The organism is Burkholderia sp. GW821-FHT14F03 (assembly GCF_058803765.1).
In genome coordinates this window covers 129730-148739 of the sequence record NZ_JBXAPG010000007.1, presented here as the reverse complement: position 1 = coordinate 148739, position 19010 = coordinate 129730, and the positions used below count along the sequence as shown (strand labels likewise).

15 protein-coding genes are annotated in these 19010 nt (G+C 70.4%); 6 read left to right on the top strand and 9 right to left on the bottom strand.

What is annotated here, in order from left to right; genetic code table 11:
• Positions 1 to 67 precede the first annotated feature (67 nt).
• The 3 genes from AC1RQF_RS07675 to AC1RQF_RS07665 are packed head-to-tail and all read left to right on the top strand — an operon-like array spanning position 68 to position 5828.
• On the top strand, positions 68 to 1189 hold the full coding sequence (locus tag AC1RQF_RS07675; protein ID WP_274003033.1) for an efflux RND transporter periplasmic adaptor subunit: 1122 nt from the start codon (positions 68 to 70) through the stop codon (positions 1187 to 1189).
• Complete coding sequence (locus tag AC1RQF_RS07670; protein WP_492871681.1) at positions 1186 to 4329, top strand: efflux RND transporter permease subunit; 3144 nt, start codon at positions 1186 to 1188, stop codon at positions 4327 to 4329. The genes AC1RQF_RS07675 and AC1RQF_RS07670 overlap by 4 nt, the downstream gene beginning before the upstream one ends.
• A 2-nt stretch (positions 4330 to 4331) precedes the next feature.
• On the top strand, positions 4332 to 5828 hold the full coding sequence (locus AC1RQF_RS07665; RefSeq protein WP_443111573.1) for an efflux transporter outer membrane subunit: 1497 nt from the start codon (positions 4332 to 4334) through the stop codon (positions 5826 to 5828).
• A gap of 172 nt (positions 5829 to 6000) precedes the next feature.
• On the opposite strand, the gene AC1RQF_RS07660 is transcribed toward AC1RQF_RS07665, so the two are convergent.
• Positions 6001 to 6414, bottom strand: a complete 414-nt coding sequence (locus AC1RQF_RS07660; RefSeq protein WP_492871680.1) for a DoxX family protein — start codon at positions 6412 to 6414, stop codon at positions 6001 to 6003.
• Between the two features lie 28 nt (positions 6415 to 6442).
• Entirely contained in the window at positions 6443 to 7165 is a 723-nt protein-coding gene (locus AC1RQF_RS07655; protein WP_492871679.1) for a pirin family protein, read from the bottom strand.
• 130 nt (positions 7166 to 7295) lie between these two features.
• Between AC1RQF_RS07655 and AC1RQF_RS07650 the strand changes: the two genes are divergently transcribed.
• Together AC1RQF_RS07650 and AC1RQF_RS07645 are read left to right on the top strand one after the other, a co-directional pair.
• A complete protein-coding gene (locus AC1RQF_RS07650) occupies positions 7296 to 8183 on the top strand; it encodes a LysR family transcriptional regulator (RefSeq protein WP_492871678.1) in 888 nt (295 codons plus the stop codon).
• Positions 8184 to 8239: 56 nt separating this feature from the next.
• Positions 8240 to 9259: a MerR family transcriptional regulator gene (locus tag AC1RQF_RS07645; protein ID WP_492871677.1), complete on the top strand. Its 1020-nt coding sequence runs from the start codon at positions 8240 to 8242 to the stop codon at positions 9257 to 9259.
• Positions 9260 to 10012: 753 nt separating this feature from the next.
• Here the strand turns inward: AC1RQF_RS07645 and AC1RQF_RS07640 are convergent.
• Positions 10013 to 11170: an aminotransferase class V-fold PLP-dependent enzyme gene (locus tag AC1RQF_RS07640; protein ID WP_274003021.1), complete on the bottom strand. Its 1158-nt coding sequence runs from the start codon at positions 11168 to 11170 to the stop codon at positions 10013 to 10015.
• Positions 11171 to 11205: 35 nt separating this feature from the next.
• Between AC1RQF_RS07640 and AC1RQF_RS07635 the strand changes: the two genes are divergently transcribed.
• A complete protein-coding gene (locus AC1RQF_RS07635) occupies positions 11206 to 11892 on the top strand; it encodes a class I SAM-dependent methyltransferase (protein WP_492871676.1) in 687 nt (228 codons plus the stop codon).
• Here the strand turns inward: AC1RQF_RS07635 and AC1RQF_RS07630 are convergent.
• From AC1RQF_RS07630 to AC1RQF_RS07605, 6 genes are read right to left on the bottom strand one after another with little or no spacing between them, the layout of a single operon-like run.
• Entirely contained in the window at positions 11853 to 12749 is an 897-nt protein-coding gene (locus tag AC1RQF_RS07630; RefSeq protein ID WP_492871675.1) for a TauD/TfdA dioxygenase family protein, read from the bottom strand. The two genes, AC1RQF_RS07635 and AC1RQF_RS07630, sit on opposite strands and share 40 nt — an antisense overlap.
• Positions 12742 to 14352, bottom strand: a complete 1611-nt coding sequence (locus AC1RQF_RS07625) for a glutathione synthetase (RefSeq protein WP_492871674.1) — start codon at positions 14350 to 14352, stop codon at positions 12742 to 12744. Before AC1RQF_RS07625 ends, AC1RQF_RS07630 begins: the two co-directional genes overlap by 8 nt.
• A complete protein-coding gene (locus AC1RQF_RS07620; protein ID WP_492871673.1) occupies positions 14349 to 15257 on the bottom strand; it encodes a diiron oxygenase in 909 nt (302 codons plus the stop codon). The genes AC1RQF_RS07625 and AC1RQF_RS07620 overlap by 4 nt, the downstream gene beginning before the upstream one ends.
• The gene (locus AC1RQF_RS07615) at positions 15257 to 16168 is read right to left on the bottom strand and encodes an O-methyltransferase (protein WP_492871672.1); all 912 of its coding nucleotides are present in this window, start codon (positions 16166 to 16168) and stop codon (positions 15257 to 15259) included. The genes AC1RQF_RS07620 and AC1RQF_RS07615 overlap by 1 nt, the downstream gene beginning before the upstream one ends.
• Complete coding sequence (locus tag AC1RQF_RS07610; protein ID WP_492871671.1) at positions 16165 to 18354, bottom strand: class I tRNA ligase family protein; 2190 nt, start codon at positions 18352 to 18354, stop codon at positions 16165 to 16167. Before AC1RQF_RS07610 ends, AC1RQF_RS07615 begins: the two co-directional genes overlap by 4 nt.
• Positions 18351 to 18821, bottom strand: coding sequence for a gamma-glutamylcyclotransferase family protein (locus AC1RQF_RS07605; protein WP_274003008.1), 471 nt, complete (start codon positions 18819 to 18821; stop codon positions 18351 to 18353). The genes AC1RQF_RS07610 and AC1RQF_RS07605 overlap by 4 nt, the downstream gene beginning before the upstream one ends.
• Between the last annotated feature and the right edge of the window lie 189 nt (positions 18822 to 19010).

The window sequence follows — 19010 nt, the reverse complement described above, 5'->3', positions numbered from 1 at the left end:
CCGCGTTCCGTCTGGGCAAGCGCGACCTGCTTGCCGGTGTGTCCGCTTCTCTCCTCGTGGAGTCATCGTGAATCGTCCCGGTTCTCGCGCCGCGCTGGTCCTTGCTGTCGGCGCTGTATTCGTCCTTGCCGCCTGTCATCCGAAAGAAACACCGCCTCCGGCGCCCCGCCCCGTCGTCGCGCAACCCGTGCAGGCCGACGGCGCGGCCGTCGCCGCGTCGCTGCCCGGCGAAATCCAGCCGCGCTACGCCACGCCGCTGTCGTTCCGGATCGCCGGCAAGATCGTCGAGCGCAAGGTGCGCCTCGGCGACACCGTGAAAAAAGGCCAGGTCATCGCCCTGCTCGACACCTCCGACGTCGCGAAGAACGCCGCGAGCGCGCAGGCGCAGCTCGACGCCGCCTCGCACAGCCTGACCTTCGCGAAACAGCAGCTCGACCGCGACCGCGCGCAGGCCCATGAAAACCTGATCGCCGCCGCGCAGCTCGAACAGACCGAGAACGCCTACGCCTCGGCGCTCGCGCAGCGCGACCAGGCCGCGCAGCAGCTCGCGCTCGCGAAGAACCAGCTGCAATACGCGACGCTCGTCGCCGACCATGCCGGCTACATCACCGCCGAGCAGGCCGACACGGGCCAGAACGTGTCGGCCGGGCAGCCGGTCTACCAGCTCGCCTGGTCGGGCGACGTCGACGTCGTCAGCGACGTGCCGGAAAGCACGCTCGCGCGCCTGCGCGCCGGCCATCCGGCGCGCGTCACGCTGCCGGCGCTGCCGGGCCGCCAGTTCGCCGCGCAGGTGCGCGAGATCGCGCCCGCGGCCGATCCGCAGAGCCGCACCTACCGGGTCCGGCTCACGCTCGCGCAACCCGACGACGCGGTGCGGCTCGGCATGACGGCCGACGTCGCGTTCGACGGCGCCGCCGCCAGCGTCGACGCGGACGGCGCGGCCTACACACTGCCCGCGACCGCGCTGTTCCACGACGGCCAGGCGCCCGCGGTATGGGTCGTGCGCACCCCGGACGACACGCTGGAGCTGCGCCGCGTCGCGGTCAGCCGCTACAACGAGCGCACCATCACCGTGTCGCAAGGCTTGCATGCGGGCGAGCGCGTCGTGCTGCAGGGCGTGCATACCGTCAGCAAGGGCGAGAAGGTCCGTCCGGTCGCGCCGCTCCATCAGGAGGACGCAGCGTCATGAGCGCCGGCCACGAAGAAGCACGCTTCAACCTGTCCGCGTGGGCGCTGCGACACCAGGCGCTCGTGGTGTACCTGATCGTGCTCGCGACGCTCGCCGGGATCCTCGCCTACACCCGGCTCGCGCAATCCGAGGATCCGCCGTTCACGTTCCGCGTGATGGTGATCCGCACCTTCTGGCCCGGCGCGACCGCGCGCCAGGTGCAGGAACAGGTGACCGACCGCATCGGCCGCAAGCTGCAGGAAACGCCGGGGATCGACTACCTGCGCAGCTACTCGCGCCCCGGCGAGTCGCTGCTGTTCTTCACGATGAAGGATTCCGCGCCCGTCAAGAATGTCCCCGAGACCTGGTACCAGATCCGCAAGAAGGTCGGCGACATCGGCTACACCCTGCCGCCCGGCATCCAGGGGCCGTTCTTCAACGACGAATTCGGCGACGTCTACACCAACATCTACACGCTCGAAGGCGACGGCTTCTCGCCCGCGCAGCTGCACGACTACGCCGACCAGCTGCGCACGGTGCTGCTGCGGGTGCCGGGCGTATCCAAGGTCGACTATTTCGGCGACCCCGACCAGCGCATCTTCATCGAGGCCGACAACACCCGGCTCGCCCAGCTCGGCATCTCGCCGCAACAGCTCGGCCAGGCGATCAACGCGCAGAACGACGTGGCCTCGCCCGGCGTGCTCACGACCGCGGACGACCGCGTGTTCATCCGCCCGAGCGGCCAGTTCCGCAGCGTCGAGGCGCTCGCCGACCTGCTGATCCGCATCAACGGCCGCACCGTCCGCCTCGGCGATCTCGCGACCGTGACGCGCGGCTACGACGACCCGCCCGTCACGCAGATGCGCGCGATCGGCGCGGACGGCCGCGGCCGCGCGGTGCTCGGCATCGGCATCACGATGCAGCCGGGCGGCGACGTGATCCGCCTCGGCAAGGCGCTCGACGCCGAGGTGAAGGCCTTGCAGGCGCAACTGCCCGCCGGCCTCAAGCTGAACGAGGTGTCGAGCATGCCCGATGCGGTGGCGCACTCGGTCGACGACTTCCTCGAAGCGGTGGCCGAGGCCGTGGCGATCGTGCTCGTCGTGAGCCTGATCTCGCTCGGCCTGCGCACCGGGATGGTGGTCGTGATCTCGATCCCGGTGGTGCTCGCCGTCACCGCGCTGTTCATGTACCTGTTCGACATCGGCCTGCACAAGGTGTCGCTCGGCACGCTGGTGCTCGCGCTCGGCCTCCTGGTCGACGACGCCATCATCGCGGTCGAGATGATGGCGGTGAAGCTCGAACAGGGCTACAGCCGCGCGCGCGCCGCCGCCTTCGCCTATACCAGCACCGCGTTTCCGATGCTGACGGGCACGCTCGTCACGGTGTCGGGCTTCCTGCCGATCGCGCTCGCGAAATCGAGCACCGGCGAATACACGCGCTCGATCTTCGAGGTGTCGGCGATCGCGCTGATCGCATCGTGGTTCGCGGCGGTCGTGCTGATCCCGCTGCTCGGCTATCACATGCTGCCCGAGCGCAAGCGCGCGCACGGCGACGCGCACGCCGCCGGCCCGGAGCACGAGCACGACATCTACGACACCCGCTTCTACGGCCGGCTGCGCACCTGGGTCAGCGGGTGCATCGAGCGCCGTTTCATCGTGCTCGGCATCACGGGCGTGCTGTTCGTGATCGCGCTCGCGGGCTTCACGCTCGTGCCGCAGCAGTTTTTCCCCAGCTCCGACCGGCCCGAGCTGCTGGTCGACCTGCGGCTGCCCGAGGGCGCGTCGTTCCACGCGACGCTGCGCGAGACGCAGCGGCTCGAAAAGACGCTCGACAAGCGCCCGGAGATCGATCACCTCGTGAACTTCGTCGGCACCGGCGCGCCGCGCTTCTACCTGCCGCTCGACCAGCAATTGCCGCAGCCCAACTTCGCGCAGTTCGTGATCACCGCGAAATCCGTCGAGGCCCGCGAACAGCTCGCGCGCTGGCTCGAAACGACGCTGCGCAACCAGTTCCCGGCCGTGCGCTGGCGGCTGTCGCGGCTCGAGAACGGGCCGCCCGTCGGCTATCCGGTGCAGTTCCGCGTGAGCGGCGACAGCATCGCGACGGTCCGTTCGATCGCGGAACAGGTCGCGGCGACGATGCGCGGCGATGCGCGTACCGTCAACGTGCAGTTCGACTGGGACGAGCCGGCCGAACGGTCGGTGCGCTTCGATCTCGATCAGCAGAAGGCGCGCGAGCTGGACGTGACCTCGCAGGATGTCGCGAATTTCCTCGCGATGACGCTGTCGGGCACGACCGTCACCCAGTACCGCGAGCGCGACAAGCTGATCGCGGTCGACCTGCGCGCGAAGCAGGCGGACCGCGTCGACCCGGCGCGCGTCGCGACGCTCGCGATGCCGACCCCGCACGGTGCCGTGCCGCTCGGCTCGCTGGGCCGCTTCCACACTGATCTCGAATACGGCGTGATCTGGGAGCGCGACCGCCAGCCGACCATCACCGTGCAGTCCGACGTGCGCGCCGGCGCGCAGGGCATCGACGTGACCCACGCGATCGACGCCTCCCTCGCCACGCTGCGCAAGCAGCTGCCGGTCGGCTACCGGGTCGAGATCGGCGGCTCGGTGGAAGAAAGCGCGAAGGCGCAGAAGTCGATCAACGCGCAGATGCCGCTGATGGCGATCGCCGTGTTCACGCTGCTGATGATCCAGCTGCAGAGCTTCTCGCGCGTGCTGATGGTCGTGCTGACCGCGCCGCTCGGCCTGATCGGCGTGGTCGGCACGCTGCTGCTGTTCGGCCAGCCGTTCGGCTTCGTCGCGATGCTCGGCGTGATCGCGATGTTCGGGATCATCATGCGCAACTCGGTGATCCTCGTCGACCAGATCGAGCAGGACATCGCGGCCGGCCACGGCCGCTTCGACGCGATCATCGGCGCGACCGTGCGGCGCTTCCGGCCGATCACGCTGACGGCCGCCGCCGCCGTGCTCGCGTTGATCCCGCTGTTGCGCTCGAACTTCTTCGGGCCGATGGCGACCGCGCTGATGGGCGGCATCACGAGCGCCACGGTGCTGACCCTCTTCTATCTGCCGGCGCTGTACGCCGCGTGGTTCCGGGTGAAACCGGGCGAACGCGATCCTGAGACGCCGCACGCCGCCACGGGAGCCTGACCATGCGCGACACGACTTTCCCGTTTCCGCACGCGATGCGCACGGCCTGCGCGGCCGGCGCGCTCGCGCTCCTCGCCGGCTGCTCGCTGTTCGGCCCGAGCGGCGAGGCGCCCGCGTCGCCATCGCCCGCGCACTACGGCGCGCAGCCCCTGCCGCCTGAAACCGTGGCCGCGCATGGCGTCGCGCAACGCTTCGAGGTGGGCGCGCAACCGGTGCCCGACTGGTGGACGCTGTATCGCAGCCCGGCGCTCGACGCGCTCGTCGACGAAGGGCTGCGCCACAGCCCGACGCTGGCCGCCGCCGAGCGGAGCCTGACCGCCGCGCGCGAGCAGCTGCGCGGCCAGATCGGCAGCTCGCTGTTGCCGACCATCGACGCGGGCGGCCAGGCGACCCGCCAGCGCGCGCTCGGGGTGCCGGCGTTCGGTCCGCAAACCGTGCTGTACAAGGTGTTCGCGGGGCAATTGCAGGCGAACTACACGCTCGACCTGTTCGGCGCGGCGCGCTTCGCGAACCGCGCGCTCGCGCAGCGGGTCGACGTCAGCGCATTCCAGCTCGATGCCGCGCGGCGCGCGCTCGCGGCCAACATCGTGACGGCGGCGATCACCGCATCGGCGCTGCATGCGCAGCTCGACACGACCGAGCAGCTCGTCGCGCTGGCCGGCCGGCAGGCCGACGACGCGACGAGCCGCCACCGCCTGGGCGCGGTGGCGCGCACCGATCAGCTCGGCGCGCAGCAGAGCGCCGCGGCGCTCGCCGCGAGCCTGCCCGCGCTGCGCCAGCAGTGGCAGAGCGCGCGCCACGCGCTTGCCGTGCTGCTCGGCCGCACGCCGGACCAGGCGCCCGACGACCTCGCGCTCGACGCGCTCGCCTTGCCCGAGCAGGTGCCGGTCGTGGTGCCGTCCGAGCTGCTGAAGACCCGCCCGGACATCCAGGCCGCCGATGCCGCGTTGAAAGCGGCAGCGGCCGAGGTCGGCGTCGCGACCGCGCAGATGTTCCCGCAGCTGTCGCTGACCGCGTCGATGGGCCAGGCCGGCTTCAGCTGGCCGTCGATGCTGTCGGGCGCGGGCGCGATCTGGAGCGTCGGCGCGTCGCTGACGCAGCCGCTGTTCCACGGCGGCGCGCTGCTCGCGCAGCGACGCGCGGCGCAGGCGAGCTACGACGCGGCGGTCGAGCAGTACAAGCAGACCGTGCTCGGCGCGTTCCAGAACGTCGCGGACTCGCTTGCCGCGCTCGACAACGACGCGCAATCGCTCGATGCATCGAGCCGCGCGGCGCTCGCCGCGCGCGGCGCATTCGACGACACGGCGGCGCGCATGCGGCTCGGCGCGCTGCCGCCCTCCGCCGCGCGCGCGAGCGAAGAACAGTACCGCAACGCGCGGCTCGACGAGATCCGCGCGACAGGTGCGCGGCTCGCGGATACGGCGCGGTTGTTTCAGGCGATGGGCACGCCGCCCGCCCCGGGCACCGTGGCCGACGCGCCGCGCGCCGCGCAGCCCTAAGCGGATCGGGCGTCCGGCGGGCATCGATAAGTCGGATGCCGAAATGCCGGGTGCGGATGCATCGGTCGCAAATACGCCGGTCGCAAATACGCCGCGCGCCGGAGCGGTTGCCCGACTCCGGCGCGCGGCCGTGTTTCCCGCCCTGCCGCGCCCCCGGTCGCGGCAGCCCCCGTCAACGACGATCGAGCGAGTACTTCCCCGGCCCCGTCAGCGCGAGCAGCAGCAGGCCGCCCGCGATCGCGACGTTCTTGTAGAAGTGGATCATGTTGTCGTACTGCGCGAGGCCCGTCATGCTCCAATAACGATGGCCGATCGCCGCCGTGCCGAGCGTGTAGAGCGCGAGCAGCAATGCAAGCGGCCGCGTATAGAAGCCGGCCGCGAGCAGCAGCCCGACCACCAGTTCCATCACCACCGAGATCACCGCCGCGAGCGCGGGCAGCGGCGCGCCGGTCGACGCCATGTAGGCCACCGCGTCGTGAAAGCCGACGAGCTTTTGCCAGCCGAACAGCACGAACAACACCATCATCATCACCCGGGCAACCAGCAGGCCCCCGTCCCGATACCGATCCAGCGCAAGATATTGCATGGTCTTCACTCCTTCGTTTCGTTCGGGTTCAGGCGCGGCTTGCGCCGTCGAGCGGGCGCAGGTCGAACACCAGCACTTCGGCCTCCCGGCCGTTCGCGAGCGTGAGCGCCGCTGCGTCGCGAAGCCGCGCGCCATCGCCCTCGCCCAACCTTACGCCGTTCACCTCCAGGCTGCCACGCGCGACGTGCACGTACACGTGACGCCGGCCCGTCAGCGCGAGGCGCGCGCTTTCATCGCCATCGAACCGGCCCGCGTAGATCCGCGCATCCTGGCGGATCGCCAGCGCGCCGTCCGCGCCTTCCGGCGACACGATCAGCCGCAGCGCGCCGCGCGTATCCGCGTCGGGCACCTTCGCCTGCTGATAGCGCGGCGGCAGCCCGGCCACCGACGGCCGGATCCAGATCTGCAGGAAGTGCACCGGCTCGCCGCGCGAATGGTTGAACTCGCTGTGCGCGACACCCGTGCCGGCGCTCATCAGCTGCACGTCGCCGGGCACGATCACCGAGCCCGTGCCCATCGAATCCTTGTGTTCGAGCGCGCCGTCGAGCACGTACGACAGGATTTCCATGTCGCGGTGCGGATGCGTGCCGAAACCGCGCGCCGGGGCGACGCGGTCGTCGTTGATCACGAGCAGGTCCGAGAAGCCCACTTGGGCCGGATCGTAGTAGTCGGCGAACGAGAAGGTATGACGCGAGTTGAGCCAGCCGTGGTCGGCGTGGCCGCGTTGATCGGCGTGTCGGATGTCCATCATGAGTTTCTCCGGTTGATCGGCGGGCCCCCGGACGGTGGCGTTGCGCCGATCGATGACGTAAGCTTACGTCAACTCGAATGAGCGAAAAACCTCATAAAACCGATACACTGTCACATCAAAGTGGACACTCATGCAACTCGATGACCTCCGGATTTTCGTCGCGACCGTCGATTCCGGCAGCCTCACCGCGGCGGCCGACCGGCTCCAGCTGTCGAAGCAGTTCGTCAGCCGGCGCATGATGGCGCTCGAGGCGTCGCTCGGCGTGCGGCTGCTGTTGCGCAACACCCGCAAGCTCGCGGTCACCGATCTCGGGCACGCGCTCTACGCGCATGCGCAGCGCATCCTCGCCGACGTCGCCGCCGCCGAGCAGGCGATGGCCGAGCAGCATGCCGCGCTGCACGGTTCGCTGAAGGTCAGCGCGCCGATGTCGTACGGCACCCGCCACCTGTCGCCGCTGCTCGCCGCGTTCCTCGCCGCGCACCCGGCGCTGCGCATGCAGGTCGAGCTGAGCGACCGCCTGGTCGACCTGATCGGCGAGGGTTTCGACCTCGCGCTGCGGATCGGCGCGCTGCCCGATTCGACGCTCGTCGCCCGCCCGCTCGGCACGCTGCGCATGATCGCGTGCTGCAGTCCCGCCTATCTGCGCGCGCACGGCGAACCGGCGAGCCCGGCCGAGCTGCACCGTCACGCCTGCCTGCTGTACGGCCAGGAGGGCCGCACCGGCTGGGAATTCAGCGTCGACGGCGCGCCGCGCACCTTCGACGTGCACGGGCCGCTCGTCGCCAACAACGGCGACGTGGTCCGCGACGCCGCCGGCGCGAACCTCGGCGTCGCGCTGCTGCCCGACTTCATCGTCGCGCCGGCGCTCGCGTCGGGTGCGCTGGTGCCGATCCTCGCGGCCTACGCGCCGCCGCCGCTGCCCTTGCACGTGGTCTACCCGCAGCACCGCCAGGGGTCGTCGTCGATCCGCGCGCTGGTCGCGTTCCTCGAGGAACGGCTCGCGCGCGCCGACGCTTGACCCTCACGTTGCGTGAGGCCGCAGTCTTCATCCCGCACGGAGAACGGAGGAAACCGATGTTGCTGAAAGTGGGCGAATTGGCGAAACGCAGCGGCCTGACGGTCCGCACGCTGCACCACTACGACGCGATCGGCCTGCTCCGGCCCTCCGCGCGTTCCGAGGCCGGCTACCGGCTGTACGACCGGCGCGACGTCGCGCGGCTGCACCAGATTCAGGCGCTGCGCCGCTTCGGTCTTGCGCTGGCCGACATCGGAACCTGTCTCGCCGGCCCCGGCGCTCCGCTCGCGCCGCTCGTCGAGCGGCAGATCCACGCGCTCGACGCGCAGATCGGACAGGCCGCGCAGCTGCGCGACCGGCTCGTCCGGCTGCACGCGTCGCTGCGCGACGGCGCGGAGCCCGAGCTTGGCGATTGGCTCACCACACTGGAGATGATGACCGTGTACGACCGTTATTTTTCAAGCGAAGAACTGACCCGCCTGCCGCTCAGCCAGCTCGACAAGGCGCGGGAAACCGAATGGGCGGCGCTCGTCGCCGACGTGGACGCGCTGCGTACGGCCGGCGTGCCCGCGGAGCATCCGGACGCGCAGGCGTTCGCGTTGCGCTGGATGACGATGCTGAAGGCGGATACGAACGGCGATCCGCGTCTGCTCGCGAAGCTGAACCTGATGCACGATCGCGAGCCCGCGGTGCGGCAGCAGACCGGTATCACGCCCGAGGTGCTCGCCTACGTGCTGCGCGCCTTCTCCGAGAGCCGGCTCGCGATCTACGCGAAATATCTGACGGCCGACGAGATGCGCTTCACGCGCGCGCATTTCGGCCGGCATGCGTACGAATGGCCGCAGTTGATCGGCGAGGTGCGCGATGCGCTCGATCAGGGCGTCGCGCCGGATGCACCCGCCGGACGCGCGCTCGCGGCGCGCTGGCACGCGCTGTTCCGCGCCTTCGCCGGCGACGATCCGGACACGCAGGGCAAGTTCCGCCAGGCGCATCTGAACGAGCCGGAACTGATGACCGGCTCGTGGGCCGACGACGCGGTGATCGCATTCATCCGCGCCGCGAGCGCGCCGGCGAACTGAGGCGGCGGCGCGCCGGCCGGACGCCGGATGCCGCCGGCGCGCGCGCAACCCGCGCCTCGCCGCCGTCATCGCCGGAAACCAGGCGATCGCGGTTCGAAACGTCAGGGCGTGCGTTCTGCGGGAACGGGCACAACGCGAAGGTGGGCCAAGGCAACCGCGCAGGCGGTCGCCTTGGCTGTCCAGGGCGTCATTTCCAGGGCGTCAGATCCAGGGCATCAGGCATGGCGCGAGACTCAGTCCGTCGAGCCGGCCGGTCAGGACCGGATTGGCAGCGACAGGGCTGGAATCGCTTGCGAGACCAGTGGCGCCGACAGGGCCACTGGCGCCGCGTGGGCACTCAGCTGTCGTGCGATTGGCACGGCAGCCGGTGGCGCCGTTGCAGGTGGCACACCCAGCATTGGCACCGCGCTGCCCGCGAGGATCGCCGAGGCTTCGCTCAAGCGTTCCACGACTGGCGCCAACGATGTGTGGATCTGCGACAACTTCTCATCGTCTATCTTTCCCATAGCTTCATCACCTCCTTTATTTGTCAACGGACAAATAGTGGCGCACCCGACGGGACTCGAACCCGCATTCCCCAGCCCCCAAAACTGGTACTTTTGAAACCTGGGCTCCACGGCCCTCGGCCCGGCCCTCCGCGCCACATTGACGCCCTGGAGAGCTGCGGATCGGTATTGCCGGGCGTGCTTCCGCTTCGCCGTCGATTCCATTGTCCGATTAAGCTACAGGTGCAATGCTTGAATCCCCTATTCCTCACAGCCGGAGCAACTGCTTCAGGCTGTTGATCAACCGGTCGACATCCTCCGGGCCGTTGTAGCCCTGTACCGAGATCCGCACGCGCGGCCGGCCCTCGAAGCGATCCACCGACACGTCGATCTGGTGTTCGTGGCGCAACGCGTTCATCAGCCACACGTCGTCGGTCTCGGGCGGCAGCGGCACGCAGACCATCTGGCCGTGCCACTCGGGCGCGCCCGGCGGATGATAGAGCGGCTGCCGCGTCAGGGCCGCGACCTCCTTCTGCGCATCGCTCGCGAGCGCGATGCAGCGCTTGCGCACGCTGTCCCAGTCGTGTTCCGCCTGGAAGGCAAGCGCGCTCGGCACGCTGAGGAACGGCGAGATGTCGCGGCTGCCCTGCCATTCGTGATACTCGACGAACTTCGACGGCCCCGGGTTCTTCGGCTCCCATCCCCAGCTGACGACGAGCGGATCGATCAGCAACTGGACGTCGGGGCGCGCATACAGGAACGCGCTGCCCTTCGGCGCGCACACCCATTTGTGCAGGATGCCGACGAAGAAGTCCGGATCCATCGCGCGCAGCGACAGCGGCAGCTGCCCCGGCACATGCGAGCCGTCGACGACGGTGAGAATGCCCCGCGCGCGCGCCCGCGCGCAAATCTCGGCGACCGGAAACACCAGCGCGGTCGGCGACGTCAGCTGGCTGATCAGGATCACGCGCGTTCGCGGCGTCACGGCCGCCCAGAAATCGTCGACGAACTGCGCATGCGTGCTCACCGGCAGCGGCACCTGGTGCCGCACGATGTCGAAGCCGCGCTTCTGCGCCATGCAGCGCCACAGCCGGTCGATCCCGCCGTGTTCGTGATTGGTCGTGAGCAGTTCGTCGCCGGGGCCGAGCGGGATGCTGCGCGCGATGATGTTGACGCCCGTGGTGCCGTTGCTGACATATACTAGGTTGTCGCGTTCGGTGTCCACGTAGTCGGCCAGCACGGCGCGCGCATGCGCCATTCGCTCGGTGAAGCGGCGCGACAGGAAGTCGACCGGCTCGCGTTCGAGTTCGTACTGCCACTGCACATGTCGCTCGAATACCGGCCGCGGCGTCGCGCCATACGCCCCGTGATTGAGATAGGTCACGTCCGGGTCGAGCAGGAAATACGCCTTCAATCGCTGTGTCATGGTCCGATCCCGCATTCAATGAACATCGCGAAAACATGGCTGCGTCCGCAAACCGGCTGTTGAACGCATGGCGCCGGGGCGGCCCCGGGCTCGCGCTGCGGGTCGTGTTCGACCGGCTGGTCGACGCCGCGCTCGAACGGCGCTTGCGCATCCGCACCCGCGGCCTCGTGCCGATCGAATCGCTCGTCGACGAATGGCACGGCTGTCACGATTACTACCCGTCGTCGATCCGCGCGTTCAATCGCGTGCTGCGCGACCTCGCGGTCACGCGGCAGGACGTGTTCGTCGACTACGGGTCCGGCATGGGCCGCGCGATCGTGCTCGCGTCGCGCTTCCCGTTCCGCGAACTGATCGGCGTCGAGGCGTCGGACCGGCTCCATCACACCGCGCTCGCCAACGTCGGCCGCGCGCTGCCCGACGCCGAGCGGCAGCGCATCCGCCTGCAGCACGGCGACGCACGCGCGTTCCGCTTGCCCGAGACGGCCACGGTGCTGTATTTCTACAACCCGTTTCATGGCGACATCCTCCGCACTGTGTTTGCCGACATCGAGCGATCCCTCCATCAACATCCCCGGCGACTGACCATCGTCTTCAACAATCCCGCCCACTTCCGGCACATCGAAGGCGACTACGGCTGGCTGCGCGCGCGTCGCGAGTATCGGTTCGAATATCCGATCGCGGTCTACGAGGCCATGACGGCCTCGGCCGCTCCGGGCGCGTAAAACGGCCGCTCCCCGACGATCGTGGTCCGGTACATCGTGCGCAGATGACGCGCCATGTCGTAGTCGGTCGCGCGATGCGCGAGGCAGCGGTTGTCCCAGATCAGCAGATCACCCGCGCGCCAGCGGTGCCGATAACCGAAGCGCGGCTCGTCGAACGCGATCGCATGCAGTTGCGACATCAGCGCATCGCTGCGGCTCGCCTCCATGCCGACGATCCGCCACGGCACGACGCCGCCGATATACAGCGCATTGACGCCCGTCTCCGGATGCGTCCTCACCAGCGGCTGCAGGACGTCCGGCCACAGCGCCTTCTGCCCGGCCGGCGGGACGGGCCGCTGCGGATAATGGAAAGGCAGCGTCTGCACGCGGTCCATCACGAACCTGCGGCCGTCGATTTCCGCGCGCAGCCGCGCGGGCAGCGCGCGATAGACGGCCGTCATGCTGATGAAACAGGTGTCGCCGCCCGCGTCCGGCACCGCCTTGCCGTACAGCAGCGTGCCCGCGGGCGGGCATGTGAGGAAATGGCCGTCGGTATGCCAGTAGCGGCCGCTGATCGCCGCGCCGAGCGGCTTGCCGCCGACGATCTCGTTCGACAGCAGCAGCACTTCCGGCTGCGCCACGCACGCATTCTCGCTGCGCGTATAGACGACGGGCTCGCCGAAGCAGCGCGTAAACGCGACCAGCTGCGCCGGATCGAGCGTCTGCTCGCGAAACACCAGCACGCCGAAGCGCAACCACGCGGCGCGGATCTCCCGCATCGTCGCCGGTCGCGGGGCGATGCGCGCGTCCAGGCCTTCGACCTCGGCGCCGAGCGTCGCGGCCAGCGGGCCGATGCGGAGCGGCGAGCGGTCAGTCATGGATCGACTCGAGATGCCCGGGCACCGCCTGCGGGACGAGCCGCCGCATGCGCATCAGGCTGTCGGCCGCCTGCGCGCCGTCGAGATTGATCGCGAGCGCATCGTGGCCGTTGCGGCGCGCGAGGTTGGGTAGGATCAGCAGACCCCGCCGCCGCTCGCCGCCGACGAGCAGGCCCGCCTCCGACCACGCGTCGAGGCACGGACCGAGGTGGTCGATGACGAACTCCCCCCGGTAGCCGAAACTGCTGATGCTGCGCACGGCGACGCCGGACGCGCGCAGCCACGCGCGCACGGCCAGCGGCACGTAGGCGGCGGTCAGGCGCGGATTGCAGTCGCCGACGAACCAGTAGCGTCCATCCTGTCCGAGACACGCATCGAAATTCACCGGCCCGCGATACCCCCGGGCGGCCAGCGCGCCCGCGAGGGTGCCGCACTGTTCACTGAGCGCGCGCACGCGACGATCGTCCGACCAGGCATCGTCGAGGTGCAGCCCCAGAAACTGGCGGCGCTGCGCATCGCGATACCACTGCGCGCCGGCGTCGACGACGCGATGGCCGCCCGCCTCGTCGACGAACAGGGTCACGCCGACGCTCGCCGGGCTGCCCGCCTCGACGGGCGGCCGCACGACGAGCTGCACGATCAGCGGCAAGCGCGCGCGGCGTGCGGCCTGCGCCTGCCGCAGCGCGCGCAGCGTCGCATCGTCGGGCGTCGCGCCTTCCCACGCCGGCGGCAGCGCGCATTCCGCGCGCAACTCGCGCACGAACGCCGGCTCGCCGAAGCCCTCGGCGAGCAGCCAGCGCCGGACTTCGGCGGCGAACGCCGGCGCGCGGTCGGCGAACGTCGCCGCGGACAGGATCGCCGACACATTGCCGCTGGAGTCCTGCGACGATTTCAGGAACAGCGCGTCGGGCGGCGCCGCGAGCCCGCAGGCGTCGGCGAAGCGCTGCGCGAGCGTCGTCCAGTCGCGCAGCGCGACGAACGCGTCCGGCGCCATCACCATGCCCGGCACCTGCGGCGGCCCGCCGTCGATTGCCGCCTCGCGCTGGAACGCCATGAAGCGCGCCTTGTTGTGCCACGTCTGCGCGAGCGAGGCCACGCGTTCGCAGTCCGCGTCGTCGAATACGACGCGGACGTTCCGTTCGCGCAGCAGGTCCGTCAGTTCGCGCAGCATCCGCGCGGCGGTCGGCGACACCTGGTTCATGACGAAGCCGATGCTGGCGCCGTCCGCGGCCAGCGCGCGCGCCGCGCGGTCGAACGATTCGGTGGCGGACAGCGCGAGCGTCGACAGGTCGCATCGCACATAGAGCGGCGCCGGAATGCGCGGCGCGGGCAGCCCTTGCGCCTCGGCGAGGTGCCGCAGCCGCGCGTCCAGCGCCGTCAGCAGGCGGTCGTATCGGCGGCCATGCGCGTCGTCGAACACGAGGATCACGCTCGGCAGGCCGAGCAGGCTGGTATAGACGAGAAAGCGGTCCTGGCAACGGAACACGAACGTGTTTTCCGCTTCGCCGCTGTCGAGGATCAGGCCGCCGCCGATGAACGCGAGCCGCCGATCGCCGCGACCGAACGCGAAGAAAGGCAATGCGTCGACGTCGACAGGATTCATGCGTCCTCCGCGTCGGCGGCGTGCGCGACTTCGGCCGCCTCCAGCGCGCCGGCCCGGCGCAGCGCATGCAGCGTTTGCCGGGTCGATTGCGCACGACGGTCGCGGATCGCGTCGGGGCTCGCGCACGCCGACATCACGCGCTCGATCTCGCGCGCGGCCACGCCGGCATCCGCCAGGACGTCGCGCACGATGCCCGCGTCGGCGAACAGGAACGCGTCGATCAGCCCCGGCCACAGAGGCCGCAGCGCCGCGTGCACGTCGGCCGGCCACTGCGGCCACACGATTTTCAGCAAGCGCGAGAAATACGCGCTGTGCCGGGCCTCGTCCAGGTAATGCTGGTGCAGGAACGTCTGCACGTCGAGCCGCAGCGCATCGTCGCGCCAGTCGTCGCGCAGCGTGTGGGTGATCAGCGTCTCGGCGACCACCGCCGCGCAGAACCGCACCAGCGACGCATTCACGCCGGGCAGCGCCGCGACCTGCCGTTCGACGTGCAGCAGGAAGCCGTGGCCGCGCCGGGGGCGCGCCGCTTCCGTCGCCGCCGTCACCTGCGTCATCAGCTCCTGCGCGAGCAGCGCGTGAAACGCCTCGTCGCACTGCACGCGCAGCGCGTCGGCCACCACGCGGTCGTCGTAGCGGGCATCGAGCGCGCGCGCCGCGATGTCGCGCGCCACCGTCGCGATCAGCGTGTTCTCGAGCGCGACGGTGAAGCTCAGATGCGCGATCAGCAGGCCGGCGGCGATCCGCTCGCGCGGCGCGTCGCGCAGCGCGGGATGAGACAGGATGCCGCCCTGCCGCTCCGCCATCCACATGCCGGACGCGTCGGTCAGCCAGAAGTCGGCGGGCAGCGTGCGCACCGAGGCGGCCCGATGCCAGTCCTGGAACGGCGAACAATAGGCGTGCGTCATCACGCGCGCTCCGGCGTTGCCGCGCGGACCCCGACGCCCACGCCCTCGGTGGTCGGGCATTCGACGAAGCAGTCGTATTCGTCGGCGACGAGATCGAGGAACGGGCCCAGTTCTTCGCGGTTGCGGGCGATCATGTCGTCGAAGAACGGACAGCCCGAGTGATCGCGAAACAGGATGTTGTGGCACACGAGCAGCGAGCGCGCGGCCAGCCGCGGCAGCGCCGCGCGCAGCAGGTGCGCGTAGAGCCCCTTGCCGCGCCGGGTCGGGTCCGGATGGTCGCGCGGCAGCTCGGCATCCAGCACGACGAGATCGAACGGCTCGCCGCCGCGCGACAGGTAGTGTTCGCCGGTGTCGCAGACCACGTCGACGCGCGCCTCCGGATAGAGCCGCGCGAGGCTCGCGCGGGCGACCTCGGCCACCCGCGGATCGGGGTCGACGAGCACGGCCTCGCCGCCGCACGCGACGATTGCAGGCAGCGCCCAGGCCGCCCAGTAGCCGTAGTAGCTGCCGAGGAACACCGTCCTGCGCGGCCGGAACGCGAGCGCGATCGCCAGCAGCAGCCGGCCTTCCTCGGGGTAGATGTAGGTGCCGAGCCCCTGGTGATCGAAACCGCCGCGAAGATAGGCGGCCACCCGCGCGCCGGTCTGGCGGAAATCCGCCGGCAGCACGAGCCTCATCGACGCCAGCTCGGCGAACGCCGTGTCGACCGCCGCATCGATCGACGCGGGAAAGCGCTTCGCGAAATGCACGTCGTTCGCCGGTACGCCCTGCTCGATCAGGTCCGGACGGATCCGTTCGAGGAACGCGGAAAACTCCGCGCGGCTGCGTTCGCCCGCCCGGAATCCGCGATATTCCGGCGAATCCCGCAAGGCCGCGTCGAGCAGTTCGAAGATCGGACCGGTGAAATTCATGCGATCGCCTCCCGTTCAGCCCCCGCCGCCTCGACGGCGCGCTCTCCCGGCCACGCGGCGCCGGCCGCCAGCCCCGCGCCGCCGAGCGCCTGCCATAGCGCCTCGGTGATATGCGGCGCCAGCGGCGCGAGATACAGCGCCAGCCGCCGCGTCGCGTCCGCGAGGATCGCGAGATCGTCCGGGCGCGGCGGCTCGGTCTTGTACAGCGCCGCCTCGAAGGTCTGCACGCGCTCGAACAGGAACGCGAAGTTCTTCAGGGCGAGGTGGTAATCGTGACGCCGGAAGTCCGCGGCCATCCGGTACTCGCCGGTCGCCAGCCAGCCCAGCATCCGCTGGCCGAGCGGGCTCGGCTTGACGGCGGAGCCGGGCGACGTCGGTGCGCCGTCCCGGCAAGCGGGCGTGTCGGCGACCCGGTGCACGAAATCCCAGAGCCGGACCAGAAAAGCGTGCTGGCGGCGCACGAGCGCGTCGGACCAGTTGACATCGCGCTCGGGCGCCGCCGCGCCGATGATCGCGAGGCGCAGCGCGTCGGCGCCGTAGCGCTCGATGATCGACTGCAGATCCACGGCATTGCCCGCGCTCTTGCTCATCTTGCTGCCGTCCTGCCTGACCATGCCGAGCGCAAGCAGCGTGCTCACCGGTTCCTCCACGTCGGCGATCCCCATGCGCCGCAGCGCGCGGGCGATCATCCGCACATGGAAGAAACAGGTGCGCACCTGATCGGCCCCGCCGATCATCAGATCCACCGGCAGCCACGTGCGCGCGTCGTCGCGGTCGAACGGATCGTCGCCGCCGAGCCGCATGCACAGCCAGTGATACCACCACGGGCTCGAATAGGCTTCGAGGGTTTCCGTGTCGCGCCGCGCCGGTTCGCCGCAGCGCGGGCAGCGGACCTCGCGGAAGCCGGCATGGCGTTCGAGCGGATTGCCCGGCTGCCGCAGGTCGACGTCGTCGGGCAACACCACCGGCAGCGCGTCGTCGGGCACCGCGACGGGGCCGCATGCCGCGCAGTGCACGATCGGAACCGGCGGCCCCCAGTAGCGGTTGCGGGCCACGTTCCAGTCCTGCAGCCGGTAGCAGACCACGGCTTCCGCCTGCCCGGCGGCGAGCATCGCGGCGCGGTCGCACCCGCCGGTCGCGTGCGGGTCGAGCCCGTATTGCGCGGCCAGCAGGCGGTCCGCGTCGAGCGCGTCCGGACGGCCGGGCCGCGCGCCGTCATGCGCGACGTCCTCGACGACGATGGGCAGCGCGACCGCACCGGCTGCGCCGGCCGCCTGAGCAAACCAAGGGGCGTGCGGCTGCGCGCCGGCCTGCCGGTCATCGGGGAGATCCCCGCTCGCGCCCGCCGCGATCGCGAGCGGATGCAAGCGCCCCACCACGATGAAATGCAACCGCGCGAGCCAGGCTTCGTCGTCCAGCTGGAGTTCGATCGCGCCGGGCCGGCCCGACACCGGCAAGCGCAGCCGCAGGCCGTGACGCCGCCCGATCCAGTCGCGATGCATCTTCTTCACGTCCTGCGGCCAACCGGGAAGGCGTTCCAGCCCGTCCAGCATCTCGTCGGCGAACGCCGACTCGCGCACGAACCACTGCGGCCGCACGCGCGTCTCGACGCGCTGCTTGCAGCGCCAGCAGCGGCCGTCGTCGACGAGGCTCGCCGCGAGCGTGACCTCGCACTGCGGGCACCAGTCGGCCGGCGCGTCGCGCCGGAAGCAGTAGCCCGCCTCGAACAAGCGCACGAACACCCACTGGATCCAGCGGTAGTACGCCGGCACGTGATACTGGGTGATGCGCCGGCGGTCGTGGCCGAGCCCGAGGCGCACGAACTGCGCGGCCATCGCCTCGCTGCACCGGCGCGCCAGCGCCTCGGGCGTGCAACCCGCGTCGCGCGCCGCCAGCTCGGTCGGCAGGCCGAACGTGTCGAAGCCGGTGGTGTACATCACGTCGTACCCCTGCATCCGGCGGAACCGGGCGTCGGCGTCGGCCAGCACGTAGTTCCGCGCGTGGCCGATATGCAGTTGTCCCGTCGCGAACGGCGGCAGTTCGATGATGAACCATTTGGGCCGGCCGGGTCGCGCTTCGGTGTCGAACACCCGCGCGTCCTGCCATGCCTGTTGAAAGTGAGGTTCGAGGGTGGCCGGACGATACGGCCGCGGAGCGTGGGCGGCGTGCGTGCGCTCGGCGGTCATGCCCAGCACTCCACGGCCCGCACGCGATCGAGATAGGCGCCCGGCAGCACGTCGGCCGCCGCCAGCAGGTGATCGAGGTAGTCGCGCGTGGGCTTGAGGTTCGGGCGCACCATCGCGGGGTTGGCCACGTAGGTGAAGGCGGCCGTCAGGCGGCCGCTGACGGCGTCGCGCACCAGCACCGCGACGCGCCGGTAGTGATGCGGGACCAGCTCGATCGCGTCGAGTGCGTCGAGCGCGCCCGGATGCATCAGGTTGAGCGTTCCCTCGACTTCGCCGCCGCTTGCCGGCTCGATGTTCGCGAAGCCGATATGGTCGTGCTGCGACGACACCTTGTTGAAGGTCAGCCGGTAGCAGTGGATGATGCCGGGCCGCCGGTCGACCAGCACCTCCCCGAAGCGGGCGAGGCGCTCGCGCAGGCGCGCCTCGCTCATGTTGGAGCCGTACGCGAAATAGCAAATCTGGCTCATCGTGTCTCTCCGCACTGATCCAGTCGTCCCGCCGCGCGCCGCCATCGATTGCCGTTCGACCCGCGGGCGTCTCCTGGCGGGGCTCCGGGCCGCCCGACTTCGAGATCCACGCGGATGGGACAACGCGCGCGCGCCGGATCGAGGTCCGGTGAGTCGCGCCGATGATCGGCTCTCGCTGCGGTGATTTTT